The sequence below is a fragment of the Aequorivita echinoideorum genome (assembly GCF_018476645.1).
Lineage (GTDB): Bacteria > Bacteroidota > Bacteroidia > Flavobacteriales > Flavobacteriaceae > Aequorivita > Aequorivita echinoideorum.
Genome location: NZ_JAHCTB010000004.1, coordinates 90,854 through 106,135, shown reverse-complemented (window position 1 = coordinate 106,135; position 15,282 = coordinate 90,854). Strand labels below are relative to the sequence as shown.

Annotated in this window: 16 protein-coding genes; 1 reads left to right on the top strand and 15 read right to left on the bottom strand. The window is 33.2% G+C overall.

The genetic code is table 11. The features are described from left to right. Positions 1 to 690 precede the first annotated feature (690 nt). Positions 691 to 981, top strand: coding sequence for a GIY-YIG nuclease family protein (locus KIV10_RS09735; protein WP_214113326.1), 291 nt, complete (start codon positions 691 to 693; stop codon positions 979 to 981). Positions 982 to 1,600: 619 nt separating this feature from the next. Here KIV10_RS09735 and KIV10_RS09730 read toward each other — a convergent pair. The 15 genes from KIV10_RS09730 to KIV10_RS09660 form a co-directional block, all read right to left on the bottom strand. Beyond that, positions 1,601 to 2,287 carry an acylneuraminate cytidylyltransferase family protein gene (locus KIV10_RS09730; protein WP_214113325.1) on the bottom strand — a complete coding sequence of 229 codons (687 nt, stop codon included), beginning with the start codon at positions 2,285 to 2,287 and terminating at the stop codon, positions 1,601 to 1,603. Further along, positions 2,280 to 3,164, bottom strand: a complete 885-nt coding sequence (locus KIV10_RS09725; protein ID WP_214113324.1) for a glycosyltransferase family 2 protein — start codon at positions 3,162 to 3,164, stop codon at positions 2,280 to 2,282. Before KIV10_RS09725 ends, KIV10_RS09730 begins: the two co-directional genes overlap by 8 nt. Further along, complete coding sequence (locus KIV10_RS09720) at positions 3,164 to 4,411, bottom strand: glycosyltransferase family protein (RefSeq protein WP_214113323.1); 1,248 nt, start codon at positions 4,409 to 4,411, stop codon at positions 3,164 to 3,166. Before KIV10_RS09720 ends, KIV10_RS09725 begins: the two co-directional genes overlap by 1 nt. Position 4,412: 1 nt before the next feature. Further along, on the bottom strand, positions 4,413 to 5,393 hold the full coding sequence (locus KIV10_RS09715; RefSeq protein WP_214113322.1) for a glycosyltransferase family A protein: 981 nt from the start codon (positions 5,391 to 5,393) through the stop codon (positions 4,413 to 4,415). 4 nt (positions 5,394 to 5,397) lie between these two features. Continuing rightward, positions 5,398 to 6,258 (bottom strand): glycosyltransferase family protein, encoded by an 861-nt coding sequence (locus KIV10_RS09710; RefSeq protein ID WP_214113321.1) that lies wholly within the window; start codon positions 6,256 to 6,258, stop codon positions 5,398 to 5,400. Continuing rightward, a complete protein-coding gene (locus KIV10_RS09705) occupies positions 6,251 to 7,210 on the bottom strand; it encodes a glycosyltransferase family 2 protein (protein WP_214113320.1) in 960 nt (319 codons plus the stop codon). The genes KIV10_RS09710 and KIV10_RS09705 overlap by 8 nt, the downstream gene beginning before the upstream one ends. Before the next feature lie 2 nt (positions 7,211 to 7,212). Continuing rightward, positions 7,213 to 8,220 carry a glycosyltransferase family 2 protein gene (locus tag KIV10_RS09700; protein ID WP_214113319.1) on the bottom strand — a complete coding sequence of 336 codons (1,008 nt, stop codon included), beginning with the start codon at positions 8,218 to 8,220 and terminating at the stop codon, positions 7,213 to 7,215. Further along, positions 8,221 to 9,138 (bottom strand): glycosyltransferase family 2 protein, encoded by a 918-nt coding sequence (locus KIV10_RS09695; protein WP_214113318.1) that lies wholly within the window; start codon positions 9,136 to 9,138, stop codon positions 8,221 to 8,223. Further along, positions 9,117 to 10,076 carry a glycosyltransferase family 2 protein gene (locus KIV10_RS09690; RefSeq protein WP_214113317.1) on the bottom strand — a complete coding sequence of 320 codons (960 nt, stop codon included), beginning with the start codon at positions 10,074 to 10,076 and terminating at the stop codon, positions 9,117 to 9,119. The genes KIV10_RS09695 and KIV10_RS09690 overlap by 22 nt, the downstream gene beginning before the upstream one ends. Positions 10,077 to 10,105: 29 nt before the next feature. Continuing rightward, positions 10,106 to 10,996, bottom strand: coding sequence for a glycosyltransferase family 2 protein (locus tag KIV10_RS09685; RefSeq protein WP_214113316.1), 891 nt, complete (start codon positions 10,994 to 10,996; stop codon positions 10,106 to 10,108). Next, positions 10,997 to 11,941, bottom strand: a complete 945-nt coding sequence (locus tag KIV10_RS09680) for a glycosyltransferase family 2 protein (protein ID WP_214113315.1) — start codon at positions 11,939 to 11,941, stop codon at positions 10,997 to 10,999. 15 nt (positions 11,942 to 11,956) lie between these two features. Further along, positions 11,957 to 12,343, bottom strand: a complete 387-nt coding sequence (locus KIV10_RS09675; protein WP_214113314.1) for an HU family DNA-binding protein — start codon at positions 12,341 to 12,343, stop codon at positions 11,957 to 11,959. A gap of 216 nt (positions 12,344 to 12,559) precedes the next feature. Further along, positions 12,560 to 13,666 carry a glycosyltransferase gene (locus tag KIV10_RS09670; protein ID WP_214113313.1) on the bottom strand — a complete coding sequence of 369 codons (1,107 nt, stop codon included), beginning with the start codon at positions 13,664 to 13,666 and terminating at the stop codon, positions 12,560 to 12,562. A gap of 5 nt (positions 13,667 to 13,671) precedes the next feature. Further along, positions 13,672 to 14,580 (bottom strand): glycosyltransferase family 2 protein, encoded by a 909-nt coding sequence (locus KIV10_RS09665; protein ID WP_214113312.1) that lies wholly within the window; start codon positions 14,578 to 14,580, stop codon positions 13,672 to 13,674. A 5-nt stretch (positions 14,581 to 14,585) separates the two neighbouring features. Continuing rightward, on the bottom strand, positions 14,586 to 15,275 hold the full coding sequence (locus tag KIV10_RS09660) for a sulfotransferase family 2 domain-containing protein (RefSeq protein WP_214113311.1): 690 nt from the start codon (positions 15,273 to 15,275) through the stop codon (positions 14,586 to 14,588). Positions 15,276 to 15,282 lie beyond the last annotated feature (7 nt).

The window sequence follows — 15,282 nt, the reverse complement described above, 5'->3', positions numbered from 1 at the left end:
ATCAAAATAAGAACTAAAAACCCGGTCTCGATACATCCCGAAACAAGTTCGGGACAGTCGACCTGCCATCGCGTTTTCTTTTTAAAAACCACAAAATCAGACATTTTTATTAAAACAACCACTGTCAGTTCGAGTGATTTTTTTAAGCGAATGCGAAAAAAAATAGTATCGAGAACGGATCGGGAGTTAGGTTTTGTTATCGGAGTAGCTACTAACCAATGGTCTCGATACAATTTTTAAAAAATCGCTCCGCTTTTTTAAAAATCACTCGACCTGACATTGCGATTTAAAAAACTGTCAGTTCGAGTGATTTTTTAAGCGAATGCGAAAAAAATAGTATTGAGAACGGATCGGGAGTTTGTCTTTTGATCAGCGTAGCTACCAACTAATGGTCTCGATACAATTTTAAAAAGCCGCTTCGCATTTTTAAAAATCACTCGACCTGACATTGCGATTTAAAAAACTGTCAGTTCGAGTGATTTTTTGAGCGAATGCGAAAAAAAATAGTATCGAGAACGGATCGGGAGTTAGGTTTTGTTATCGGAGTAGCTACTAACCAATGGTCTCGATACAATTTTTAAAAAGCCGCTCCGCTTTTTTAAAAATCACTCGACCTGACATTGCGATTCCAAAAGATTATAAGTAACAATTTACTTTCAAAATCTAAATTCTTTTTAATAATTTTCTGCTATGAAAACCTATTACGTTTACATACTATTATGTTCAGATAAAACCTATTACATCGGCGTTACCTCAAATTTAACCCAGCGGTTGGAGGACCATCAGCATAAAAAATATCTAAACAGTTACACCTCCACAAGGTTGCCGGTGGAGCTTGCGTATTACTGCACATTTTCTGAAGTAAGCATTGCGATTACTACTGAAAAACAAATTAAAAAATGGTCACAGGCGAAAAAGAAAGCATTGATAAACGGGGAGTTTGAAAAGTTGCCCAATCTGGCTAAGAAAAAATTTAAATAATAAGGGGCTCGAACTGACGTTACGTTTCAAACAACAACTGTCAATTCGAGTGATTTTTTAAGCGAATGCGAAAAAAAAATAGTATCGAGAACGGATCGGGAGTTTGTCTTTTGATCAGCGTAGCTACCAACTAAGGGTCTCGATACAATTTTTAAAAAGCCGCTTCGCTTTTTTAAAAATCACTCGACCTGACATTAAACTTCTTTTTTAAAAATTACTCGACCTGACATTGCGATTTAAAAAACTGTCAGTTCGAGTAGCCACCGAAATGGAGATAGCGGTTCGGGGGCATATCGAGAAGCCTGCCCCAACGGTATCAAGATAAAAACCAAGAACCCGGTCTCGATACATCCCGTAACAAGTTCGGGACAGTCGATCAGCCATTGCGTTTTCTTGTTAAAAATCACAAAATCAGACATTTTTGTTAAAACAACCACTGTCAGTTCGAGTGATTTTTTTAAGCGAATGCGAAAAAAAAAGTATCGAGAACGGATCGGGAGTTTGGCTTTTGATCAGCGTAGCTACCAACTAAGGGTCTCGATACAATTTTTAAAAAACCGCTTCGCTTTTTTAAAAATACGCGGCCTGACATTGAGCTTTCTTTAAAAAACCACGCGGCCTAATATTTTTTAAAATATCTGGAATGAAAAAACTCCGCTTGCATTAAATCTTCTTCCGTATCAATATCTATGTGCGCAAACGGATGATTTATTATAAAGGGTAAATTTTTATCCCCCACTAATTTTTCATTTAATATCAATTCAGCTTTAGCAATATATAAAAGTCCGTTTTCGAAATAAAGCGGCTCCAGATCCTGGCTTCGCTGCCCAAAACTGTAATTGAACGGTTCAAAATTTCCATTGACAATCTTACCAAATTTTTGATGGTTTCTGCTTACGGCCATTGCGCTTTCATAGTTTCCATTTTCAAAATCTGAAAAACAATCCTTCAGTAAATTTTGTGGGCGAAGTGGGTTTGTAGGTTGCAGAAGAATTACATTTTCCACTTTCCCATCGATGGATTGCAATACGTGCTTCAGCGCGGTAACTGTGGGTTCAAGATCACCGCTCAATGCCTGGGGACGATCCACAACCGTTGCCCCATATTGAAGCGCTATATTTTTTATGTCGGGATCATCCGTTGATACATATACTTGATCTATGATGTCTTGGTTTTCCAAAGCATATTCAATACTGTAAGCAATCAATGGCTTACCGCCCAGCTCGCGAATATTTTTTTTCGGTAAGCGTTTGGAGCCTCCACGGGCAGGGATTATGGCGATGGATTTCTTATTCTTGTTAACCATATTTGGGGTGTGGCAATTTATTGATTTTCGCTATCGTTTTGCTAGAAACTTTTTTCCTATGCTTTATTGCCAAGGGCAATTTTGACAACAACGTAAATGTCCCTTTTAGATAAGCCCAAAAAAAGTAACTATCAATGATACCATATTTGAAAAAATTGTGGAAGAATAACTTAAGTAATTTTTTAGGAAGGAGTGTGATGGGATAATATATAATAAAATACATCCCCATATTACATAATTGTCTTTCAAAACGAAATACATTCATTCTATTGGATTTTCTTATACTTCTATCCACTCTATGATTTACACTAATTTGGGAAGTATATAAAATATCGTAACCAGAATCCAATAATTCTATAGAGACAGCACCTTCCTCGCCGTAGATATCCATCCAGTCGGGAAATCCCCCGGTTTTGTGGTACGCATCTTTTCTTATGACAAACCCACAGCCCACAAATGAATTGCACAAAAATTCCTCATTGGCACTATGTTTTTCCAGTGCAAGCGCGTCATTTTCAAAAATTCCTTTTATCTCCTCAAAAGCTAGTACTGCAACAGAAGATCGTTCCGAAAATATTCTTTTGGCCAGTTCTACAAAATTATTATTGAGAGGATGTGCATCATCATCAAACCCGAAAAGTAATTCACCTGTGGCTTCCGCATAAATATGTTTTCTTGCCGGGGATGCACCAATACTTTTTTCAGAACCATACCATTTGACCTGAGGATATTTTATTTTTAAGGATGATGAATTATCCGTACAACCATCCAAAAACACAAGTATTTCTGAAATATCTGTTATATCTTTTAAAATAGATAAAGTTTTATCTAAATCGTCCTTTCTGTTTTTTGAAACTATACAAATGGATGTATCCACTATTCAGTCTTTTCACAAATATAATCCATCTGTTTTTTTAAGAAGTGGCTTGAAAAGTAATTTTCGAGATCCTTTCTGTCTAGTTGGGTTATTTCCAATTTCCAATTGAGATAACATTTTGACAGCATTTTCTTTATTGCGTCCACATCGTCGGCCGTTGCGGCCATCTCATACGCTTGTCCTAGAAGCCTTCTCGATTCACTATTTTTAGGACCTAAATGGATTATGGGCCTATTGGCTTTAACCAAACTAGGGAACTTGGCTGGTAAAAATGGACTGGTTTCAGATGCTGCTTCCAAAATAATATTTGCAGATGCCGCTTGCTCCATCGCCAAAACCACATGGTGCGGCATATTGCCATCACTCAGGTATATTGATGGGTCAGCTCCACAAACCTTTGAAAGTTTAGGCTGGTGATAGGTAGATGGGCCAATCAACAGTAGTTGACTATTATCCCTTGCCTCCGGTATTTCCTCTCTAAACATTTTCCACGCCTTAATCAAAGGAAATGGATTGCGTTGCTTCAGTAAATTGCCAGCGTGAAGTACCGTAAACTTTTTTCTCTCAAAGAAATCAGGCAAAGTTTGATTTTCAATCTGCTCATGGGTTGGCATTTGGTGTGGCAATATTACTGCTTTATCGAGAAAAAGAGGGTTGAATTGCGCCATCCACTCCGCCAATAATTGGGAGGGATAACCCAACCATTTGGCCTTTTGGGCGACCATTAGAAAGAACTTTTCTTTCTGTTTGTGGCCTGCCTCAGTCCATTCATAAGGTGGCGGGTACCAATGGAAAGGATAGGGATCGTGGATGTATGCAAGCCACTTATGATGCCATTGTGGTAACTTTAGAAGGGTTGCGTGGGTACGGTAACTGGCCCCTTTGCTCAAGGTTATTATAAGATTATACGCTGCTGGGTTTTCATTTTTTAATGCATCTGCCATACTGTTGGCGTCATTTTTAAAGGTGAACGAAAACCCAAAGCGATTTTCTAAAGATTTTGAAATGTTTATTCCGGAAATCCTTTGGAACACGCGCTGCGCCCTACTGAAAAAATAATAAATATCTGTTTTCTTTTCTTTAATTAGAATAGTCTCAACATTAGGAATTGAAATTTCCTTTTGGGAAAAGTGGTATGCTTTTACATCGAAATTTTTGGAAAGGAAAACAATAAATGAATGATTGGCCTTGCCTGCGCTGCTATTAGCTGGGTCTATAGTTTCGGCGAGGATGAGAATTTTTAGCACACTAGAATTTTTTTATTCGTTTTAAGATTTTAAAGCAAAAACTTTTTAAATTGTAAGGGACAAGGTTTTTATTAATCTTCCAATCTACCGCAGCGAAATCCTCACTTTGCGCTTTTGGTCCGTCAATCTCCAATAATTCAATTACGTTAGTATCCAATTGTGTTCCTATATGATATGCTTTTAGGTCCACAGTGGATAATCTGTAATACCCTCTTTTATCGGCTAATGAGTCTATGAATTTATCCTCATAACCATTTTTGAACTTTATTTCTGGAAAACTTATTTCTCCCTTGAATAGCTCAGTTCGGTATGTAGCAACAAAATGTCCAGCTCCCACAATGGCAAACGTCCCTTTTTGATGAAGATAATATTGTATTTCCCGCCAATTATATAGCCTATTATGCCTATCCAGCAAAGCTTTATTTCCCATTCCGTGTAAATAGATGTCACAATCATTATCGCTCACTACTTTTCCGTACTTCAATTGTCTATTGAAAAACGTGTCAAAAAATAGACTTTTATTGTTATTTAGAGCTAAACCTTGCGATGGTAAAGGCGCTACAATGCCAGCCTTTTTAAAATTTCTGAAAATAGTAAAAATCTCTTTTTCCCAACCTTTTACAAAAAGAACATCAGCGTCTGCAATAGTTATGAACGGCTCATAACAACCACGCGCTTCTGTCAATACAGCATAGACCTTCCCTTTATTTTCTGAATATTGAATAAGTTTATCGATATGAGGGGATTTGTCTTCAATGATTTTTTTTACTTCACCACAGGAATTATTATCAATGACGGTAATAGCAGTTTTGGTTAAATCTATAGTGTCGATTAACTGTGTAAGCATTGTCTCAAAAACTGCGGGCATTTTTTTATAATAAGAATCAATCGTGTTTGGTATATAAACAGGTATAATCACACGGTGATAATACTGTGTGTTCTTTTCATTCTTAAATTTTTCTGGATTTACGCCTGTTCGCAATTTGCTATTTTTTTAACCAACAAATGATTTTTTTTATTAAACTTTTTTTTCTATTTCCCTCTAACCAATTAATTAAAGATTTTTTCCACTTTTCATTCAACCACTCATCTGTATATGATTTATAACCGCTTTCAATATATTCTAACCCCTCTTTTATGTAATCCTTATTGTATAGATGGAATGAAGGGTTTTGAGTGTTTATGTATGGTTGAAAACCCAATACTGAGGCTCTAATACAAAAATGTTTATCCTCACCCAGATATGAAACATTTTTAATCTTTTCGAAAGAAACGTCTTTAGAAAGAATTTTTCTACTAAGCAATGTACAGGCACCAGTAAAATCAACTTCAAAAGTTCCGGGATTTATCCAAGTCAATAAATTATTTAATGTAAATCCTTTAGGTACCGAATTCCAACAATTCGGAGTATAAGTAGGAGACTTATCGAAATGTGTCCAGAAGATTGATGCGCAGAAATCTTTTCCTGCATTAACTAGGTTATTTAGGGTTTGTGGATGTATTATCAGGTCTGAATCAGTCAAAAATAAGTAATCATAGTTATTCTCTAGAAAATAATTAATTGCTTTATTTTTTATTAATGTAATTCTCTTGTATAAATCCTCCTGCCACCTCTCATCTCCCGAATAATTTGGAAGCGTGGATATGTCAAAATCAAGTAATACTCTTCCATTTTTTTCATTACAAAATTTTTTCAACAAATCACTACTTAGTTGATCATCATTATCATCTATAAATGAATATATAACTTCGTAACCAGAAGTATTTAAATCATTCAGACTTTGTAAATGTAATTGCAAAATCCCAGGAGGTTTTCTCACGGAAGAGAAATGAAGAATTTTATACATAGAAATTGAAATTATGAAAGACTCTTATAATTCGAAAATATGGATTTAATACTAAAATTGTGAAGTATCGCAATTTCCAATCAAAAATTTTTTGCAACACGTAATTATTTACACCCTTCAAATTCTTGGAATTGTTTGTAATAATTGCTTTTTTTAAAAATGATTTCAGCAAAAAATACGGAGCTTTTTCTTGTTTGAGAACTAGATTTAGAAAATTTGTTTCGGAGATTCGCTTTGCTTCCTTTTTATATACGCCATTATCTTCATATAAGTTGGATGTGATAGCCTTCTCGTGCTTTCTGTACCAAAACAGAATATAGGGAACAGGAACATATCGAATCTTTTGCAACAAAAATATTCTTAGATAAAAGTCTCGCTCTTCCGTGTAGCGCAAACGCTCATCAAAACGATATCTTTTGAGCACTTCAGCTTTCCATAACGGACCTAAAGAATTAAGATTTATTTTGTTTAAATAAAATGACTTTAGCAAATTGCCAGTTTTGATATGGCAGCTTTTATCATCCGCTAAATCCAAATCAAATTCTATCATTGCAGTTTTATCAAATTTTCGATAGCAACAAATTGTCAAATCCAATTTCTTATCTACCAAAAATGGCTTAAGCTGTAATTCCAATTTCCGTGGATGCATAATATCATCATCATCAAAAAATTGAATGTATTGAGCGCCATGTTTCTCAGCTAAGTCAAGACCAAAGTTTCTATTGGCAGAAAGTCCTTTCGGGTATTTTTCAGGTTTTAAAAAATAATGGAAACGCGGATCGCCCTGGCAAAATCTCTTTACGGTAACTGCTGTATCATCAGAGGAATTATCATCGGTAATGAAACACTCAAAATTTACGTGGGTTTGGTTTTGAATAGAACGTAAGGTCTCCTCGATTAAATGGGCGCGGTTATAGGTGGCGAGGAGGATGGTTATTAAAGTATTTGACACAATTAGTTCTTAAAAAATCTTTTAAGTAATTTCAAGCTCTCAATTTTGCTATATTCTGTTGATAATAAAATTCCTGGCTGATTTCTTAATATCCAAAATAAATCTGCTATCGTAATCTTGACGTCCGAATTTTTCAATAAAATTCGAAGTTGTTTATTCAGCATATTCTCTACAGATGTTTTTTCATTAACATTAATTTTACATTGATAGACCTTTAAATCATTTATAATTATAGTATTATATTTCTTAAAATAATTGAATTTATCTAAATTATGTGCTTTTGTAAAATAAAAAAACGTAATCGGGTTCCAATTTAAACTATCACCAATTTTTTTTAAAGCGTAGATTGTTTTTTCATCAAACATCCTTTTTTCTATCTTATCCACATCTACAGTATTTGTCAGGCTGCTAATGTGCAGTCTATATTTGTAGAGATTTTCATTAAGATGATAAAAATTGGAAATTAAAGAAGCTCTCAACCAGAAATCGTAATCCTCGACGGTATGTAATTGTTCATCATATCCGCCTATTTTTTTAAAAACTTTTTTTTTATAGAGAAATGAGGCTCCAATACTATTTCCAAAAATCAAACCGGAGACAGGTCCTGCTAAATGTTCCCTTTTTTTACTACCATTCTCATATAGAACATCATAATCACTAAAAACGATATCAACTCTTTCATCAGAAAAGGGTTTTTTCATTTCTTCTAAAAAATTGGATTTAAGAATATTATCATCAGATGTCCAAGTAATATATTTACCAATTGCAGCACTATGTCCTATATTCAAACTTGCCGGGAGATTTTGATTGATTTTATTATGAATTACGGTTATTCTTGCATCTTTGTCTTTATAAAATTCAGCAATTTGACCTGATGCATCTGTCGAGCAATCATTAACTATTATCAACTCAAGATTTTTATGTGTTTGGCTTAAACAACTTTCAATAGCTTCTTCCAGATATTTTTCGCCGTTGTACACCGGAAGTATTATGGAAATAAAATCATCCATTTAATTTGTCAAATTTTTTATCTTAATCCATAAACGGAAAGATAATTGTTTGCTTCTTCTATCTTCCCTAATTTGTATTTCAAAAAAATTGGTGTGATCATTTATCAGATCTGGGAATGAATTCTTTAAATTTATAAAAAACCTACCCTTGCTCCATTCAACAAATCTGTTTGCCTTATCACCAAATCGAATTTTTAAGTTATTTTCTATCAATTTCCAGCTATAAATTGCCTTTTCAACTTTAATAATATCGTTAAAATTGCTTAGATTATTCTCAGTTGGTTTTCTATACCAAGCAATAGCGTCCTTAGCAAAAACGATTTTCTCAGTATTGGCCAAAATACGCATCATAAATTCGCCATCATCGTTTAAAGAAATGCTTTCATTCCAATATCCAGCAGATTGAATAATTTTTCTTGGAATTAAATACGAATGCGGCGGAAAATACCCTTTAGAAGTTATGAGACTATTCAAGAAATCAATCGGATTTTCAAAACTTTGGTAAGAATCTAAATTTTCGTACAAATCAAATTTTTCAGATTCAAATCTGCCCCAAAGGCAAGTAGCAATTGATCTTGAATTTTTATCCATTAGCTTAAATTGTTCTTCAATTTTGTTTTTTGAAATGACATCGTCAGCATCCAAAAATTGAACATATTTTGAGGAGGTATTTTCAAGACCTATATTCCGGCAAGTACTTGCCCCTTTTTTACGGTCTTTCGGTCTCTTAATAAAAGTAAATCTCTTATCATCACAAATAAACTGTTCAACCACAGTTGAAGTTTTATCTGTTGAACCATCATCAACTACAATACAAAACCAATTTTTATAAGTTTGATCAGAAACACTTTTTAAGGTTTCGAGTATGAAATTTTCCCTATTGTATACAGGAATAATTACGCAAACATCGGAAACCATCTTTCTAGTTTTTTATTCAATTTTCTCAATGCTCTTTTATATAATCTTTTTTTTCTAAAATATTCTTTTTCAGAAACTAATTGAATATTAAAAAAATCTTGATAGTTATACTTTAGATAAGAAAAATCCGACTTATTTAAATCTATAAAAACCCTATTCTTGGCATTTTCTATATATTTAAATTTAGACAAATCGTATTGCAATATCATCCTATTTTCAATAAGGATCCAACTATTTATTACACTAATAATTTTATCAATAGAAGAATAACTACTTACCGAAATATTGCAATTCATTCGATAATATGATGTAACATTTTCACAAAATATCACTCTACCACAATTTAATAAAATTCTATTAAAAAATTCACCATCTTGATTTGACAATAAATAAGGATTCCACAAACCGCTTTTGGATATTATATCTCTGGACACAAGATAGGAATGGGAAGCCATAAAAGTTTTGTATTCACCTAAAGCTTCCATGAATACATATCCACTCTCATAAGATTTGTAAAAAGTTTTTTTATTAATATCAACCGCATTGTCGATATCTTCCTTAAAGCGTTTCCATTTGCCAAAAACAATATCCAATGGCGAACACAAATTCAGAATAGAAATTTGTTTTTCCAGTTTATTTCGTGAAATTAAGTCATCACTATCAAGCCACTGTATATAATCTCCCTTACTCAATTCAAATCCATAATTCCTACAAGTATTTGCGCCTTTCTTTCGGTTTTTTGGGCGATGGTGGTATTGAAATCTTTGATCTTTTCTTAAATAACTTTCGACCACCGCATCCATGTTGTCAGTACTACCATCATCAACTATAATGCACTCCCAATTGGTATAGGTTTGCGCCAAAATACTATCGAGCGTTTCACCAATGAGGTGCGCCCTGTTATAGGTGGGAATTATGATTGAAACTTTTGGAAACATTTGATATCTAAAAGATAAGATACTAAATTCTATAAATTAGAATTAATTTTTTTTATTATATAATTAAAAATCTCTCTTTTAAAAAATATAGAATTTTTTAGAATAATAAATTTATAACCATTGTATCTCAATTGATTAAATATGATCTTTTTAGAATTTGATTTATATTTTGAAAGTTTTGATTCATAATGGTTGGGTATAGCCCGAAAGATAAGCTTCCAACTTCGAACAATATCGTTTGCCTTTTTCAAATTTGATAGCTTACTAATCCTACTATTTTTATGTGTACGATATTTTACATTTGTATTGTTAGCATATAATATTTTGCTGGCTGCTAAAATTACTCGCGAAAAAAACTCACCATCCTGATTGATGGTCAAACTTTCATCCCATAATCCAACTTCATATATAATATCTTTAGATATCAAAAAACTATGGCATGGGAAAAAACAATCGTATTGTCCATAGTCTTCCAATAGTTCATACCCATTGTCATAATTTTTATAAATATTTAATTCTTTGATATCAAAATCTTCTATTACTGTAAATCTTCCCCATGCACAAGTGGATATAGCAAACTCATTATTTGCAAGTTTAGCAATCTGATTTTTTATTTTATCAACCCCTATTAAATCGTCATCATCTAACCAATTAATATATTCTCCTTTGCTCAATTCAAACCCATAATTTCTACAAACGTTCGCCCCTTTCTTTCGGTTTTTTGGGCGATGGTGGTATTGAAATCTTTGATCTTTTCTTACATAACTTTCGACCACCGCATCCGTATTGTCAGTACTACCATCATCAACTATGATACACTCCCAATTGGTATAGGTTTGCGCCAAAATACTATCGAGCGTTTCAGCTATGAGGTGCGCCCTGTTATAGGTGGGAATTATGATTGAAACTAAATTTTGCATCTAATTACCTTTTAAAAAATAATAGCCTCTATTAAAAATCTTGAAGCTCAAAAAGGCCAATGTATATTTAAAAAACCACCTAACAGTAGTGAAATTTATACTTCCTAATGTAGTGAAAAGTTTAAAGTTTTTAAATGAAACCCCTTTTTCCCTAAATATGAATGGATACTTTTTTAATTGCTGCACAAGCAGAAATAATTTGGTAAACTTATTTAGGTTCATGTTTTCCATCATATCGATTCTATTATTTTCAGCTTGGTAAAGAGAATATATTGTACTACTTGAAAAATCATTTGATATGGAATTCTCAGTTTGTCGATAATTTGTTAATGACTTATTGATAAAAATTATTTTTGGATACTTAAACAATACACGAATATGAAAATCCCTATCCTGACCTTTATGTAAGTTTTCGCAAAAATGTAATTGATGTGTTTTTAGAAACTTTTGGGAATACATAGGATCAGGTAAATACCAGCTTACTTTCAGGGTAATAAAATCTTCCAATAAATATGATGTTAATTTTGTTCTGATCTCAGATTTTAAAAACTTGCCATTTTTATCAACAAAATTACTATAACCAATTACAATATCTGTTTCAACTGTAAACCTGCTAACTTTACTCTCTATATGCTCGAAAAGCATAATATCATCACTATCAAACCAATTGATGTATTCTCCCTTGCTCAATTCAAACCCATAATTTCTACAAGCATTCGCTCCCTTCTTTCGGTTTTTTGGGCGATGGTGATATTGAAATCTTTGATCGCTTCTTACATAACTTTCGATCACCGCATCCGTATTGTCAGTACTACCATCATCAACTATGATACACTCCCAATTGGTATAGGTTTGCGCTAAAATACTATCTAGCGTTTCACCAATGAGGTGCGCCCTGTTATAGGTGGGGATTATGATTGAAACTAAAGGGTTGTTTGCGTTCACAATAATGCGATATTGCTATTTCTCTTTTTCAACCTCCAGCCCTGTTTTCAGCCAGTGCTTCAGTTCTTTGGAAGGCATGTAATTTACAGAAAATTTCTTGATGCTTTTTTTGCTAAGTTTTTCAGGCATAGTTTCGGGCTGGCATTGAAAGCCTATCTTGAACCGGCCCATATCATCGAGTACTACCGTCTCGCCCTGTTCCAAATGATCGCGCATTTGTTTTACCAACATAATTAAGACACCGTACACGTCTCCCTCGGTATGCGTACTCATATTGCTAATCTCCCAGCTTAACCGTCTCAAATTCACCTCGCCTTTGCTAATGGCCTGCATGATGTATTTGCAATCGGTTTCATTATTGATGGTATCCTTACGCTTTGTAACCCTATATTTTATGGCCATACTATGCTTCTTCTTAAAAGTTTTAATTATTTGCTTAGCATTTTTGTTAGAAATAATTAGCCATTTTTAACAAACACTAAGGAAATCTAAACAAAAGTAGTACTTAATTTAAAAAAAACAAGTCCAACTTTAAAGTAAAAGTTGGACTTGTTTTTATGGGATTATGTGGATCTTTCGTTCCTTAGCTTTTTCTTATGGTTAGCATAAATATATCATTTAATTTTTATTTAAGCTACATTCATTAAGAACTTTATCCAATAACGTTATATGTCTTTCTAAACTGAAATTCTCAATTACTCTCTTCTTTCCCATTTTACCCATTTCAATTGCAAGTTTTTCATCATCTAACAGTCTGATCATATTTTTTGCCATAGCATCTACATCGTGCTCATTACAAAGCAACCCTGTTATTTCATGTAAGATCACATCAGGTATTCCGGCGTGGTAAGTTGATATTACAGGTATTCCAGCCGCACTGGCTTCCAATATTGCAAGAGGTGTTCCTTCCATATCACCATTATCCGCTGTAATGGAATGCTGAACATACGCTCTTGAACTTTGCAAATATTGCTTGAATTCCTCGGCAGTAATTATACCCGGAAAATGAATATTGTCCTCCAACCCAAACACTTTCACCAAATTTTTGCAAGTATTCAATAATTCGCCATCTCCTGCCATAATCAATTTAGCCCCAGGATAATATTTCAAAACTTTTTTAAAACTGAGAATGGAATAATAAGGTGCTTTTTTATTTGTAAACCTGCCAACACTTATAAACTGTTGGTTTTCAAATTGTGGTTTAATTTCAAAGAATTCAGGCCGTGGTCCATACACATTGTATATCAGCTTTTCTTTGGGACAATCTATGTTTAATAACATTTCACTCATTTTTTTCGAAACAGAAATAATTTTTGACGCATTCGAAAAAACGTTCTTATAATAATTTGCTTTTTCAAGAACATCAAATTCACTGGCGTCATAGCCGTGAAAATGTACTACAAAAGGTATATCCGCTTCCTTTAAAATAGATAATAAAGTATGTGCGTGCGTCCCATATTCTACCAGCGCCACATCTATTTTATTTAATTTAAAATCTCGCAAAAGCATTTGTCTTTCAAAATATCCCGAAGGTTTGCGACCAATTTTAGTTTTAAGTCTCAGGAAAAATGTTTTGTAGCGAGGTTCTCTATTGTATTTTCCTTCAAGGGTTATAGGATTTCTGCCGTAATAATAAAAAATTTTACCCTGCAAACAATTTTTATGGGCTTGGATAAATGTTTCCGAATAGGGGTTTCTGTTAGGAGAAAATATGGCAATGTTCAAGTGTTCTATTTTTTCAATTTGAAAGATACAAAATCATAAAATAATTGGATATTTTTAATCATGTTCCTAGATGGTGCGTAGAATGACTTTTTGAATAAGTGCCATTTGCTATGTATAGAAAACCATTTGTTAATCAATTCCGGTTGGCGTGTGGGGAGCTTTCTCTTATTGTCAATTTCTTGAACTATATGCAGTTCCTCTAAAATTCTTTGCCTTTGCTTCGGCAGTGAGTTGTGATTTCTACTTACATTTTCATGATTTCGAAAAAAATTAAGTACTTCCCTTGAGAAGCTGACACATGTTTTTTTGCAAATCCTTGACCAAAACAACCAATCCCCAGCCATTTTCATCTCTAAAAGTTTTTTATCAAATATATCATCACTTACCAATTCCTTTTTAAATAGAACTGCACTGGCGTTAGGTATAACATTTCTAAAATAGAGATAGTTATCAATAAAGGCAGTACCCGATATTGTGAAATCATCTTTCCAAATATTTGGTTGGAAAATGTTGGTATATTGTAATCTTTCAGAAATCATTTTATTGTTTTCATCAACATCTATACTTTGGCAGTATGTGAGACCAACTTCTTCATTTAATCTTTTAATTGATTTTTCCAGAAAATCAGGTGCGCAGTAATCATCACTTTCTGCTATCCAAACATAGTTACCCTTCGCATACTCAATTCCTTTCTTCCATTGTTTAAAAGGACCTCCAGAATTTACATTATTGATTAAAAATTGTGTTACTTTAGGGTGAACAGCATATTTTCTCAAAATCTTCTCGCTACCATCATTTGAGGCATCATCCAAAAGAATGATTTCAAAATCTTGATACGTTTGATGTAGTATGCTTTCTAGGCGCTGTTCAAGAAATTGCTTGTGGTTATAATTGGGAAGGATTATGGAAATCAAGAAATTTAATGTTTAAGCAGGGATGCCAATTTGGCTTTAAAAGATTTTTTTTTATCAAATCTATATTTCAGCAATTCCAAATCTGTCTTATATTTATTATAGACCCATAGCCTGCTTTCTTCGTTATAAAAATCTGCATAATATTTGCTTCTATTTGTGTTTTTTTGAAAATGTTTTGTCAGTGGTTCGGATAAATTTAATCTTTTATTGATTTTTCTAATAGCTAGATTTATTTTTTCAAATCTGGCTATATAATCCATTGCCATAATACCCGAGAAATCAAAAAAATCAGTTTGATTTATTAAGTGATCTCCTCTGTAATATTTGGACGAATTGTCCTTTAAAGTACTTTCGAATTCTCCTCTTTTATTTAGATACTCAAAAAAACTTCCGTTAACATTTCTATCAGTCATCATCCATAAATAATCAGAATAAGCTCTATCATAAGGGTTGCGAACAAAAGTAAATTTGTAGTATGATTTCCATATCTCTTCTGTAATTAAATCTAATTCCAATAATTGTCTACTTGTAGCATGTTGAAGGTGTATATTTCTTTTTGGGCACCATCCATACAATACATCATAATTTGGTACTCTCCAATCAAGATTTTTAGCATAAAAATAATGATTTGTAATACTTGTTCCTGCAGTTTTCGGGATATGTATAAAAATACATTTGTGTTTATGGGAGATCATTTTAAAA

Excerpts from the sequence above, each read along its gene's own strand:
- KIV10_RS09690 (WP_214113317.1), bottom strand. The coding sequence starts at position 10,076 with ATGTTTCCAAAAGTTTCAATCATAATTCCCACCTATAACAGGGCGCAC.
- KIV10_RS09685 (WP_214113316.1), bottom strand. The coding sequence starts at position 10,996 with ATGCAAAATTTAGTTTCAATCATAATTCCCACCTATAACAGGGCGCAC.
- KIV10_RS09660 (WP_214113311.1), bottom strand. The coding sequence starts at position 15,275 with ATGATCTCCCATAAACACAAATGTATTTTTATACATATCCCGAAAACT.
- KIV10_RS09700 (WP_214113319.1), bottom strand. The coding sequence starts at position 8,220 with ATGGATGATTTTATTTCCATAATACTTCCGGTGTACAACGGCGAAAAA.
- KIV10_RS09730 (WP_214113325.1), bottom strand. The coding sequence starts at position 2,287 with ATGGTTAACAAGAATAAGAAATCCATCGCCATAATCCCTGCCCGTGGA.
- KIV10_RS09710 (WP_214113321.1), bottom strand. The coding sequence starts at position 6,258 with ATGTATAAAATTCTTCATTTCTCTTCCGTGAGAAAACCTCCTGGGATT.
- KIV10_RS09735 (WP_214113326.1), top strand. The coding sequence starts at position 691 with ATGAAAACCTATTACGTTTACATACTATTATGTTCAGATAAAACCTAT.
- KIV10_RS09675 (WP_214113314.1), bottom strand. The coding sequence starts at position 12,343 with ATGGCCATAAAATATAGGGTTACAAAGCGTAAGGATACCATCAATAAT.
- KIV10_RS09695 (WP_214113318.1), bottom strand. The coding sequence starts at position 9,138 with ATGGTTTCCGATGTTTGCGTAATTATTCCTGTATACAATAGGGAAAAT.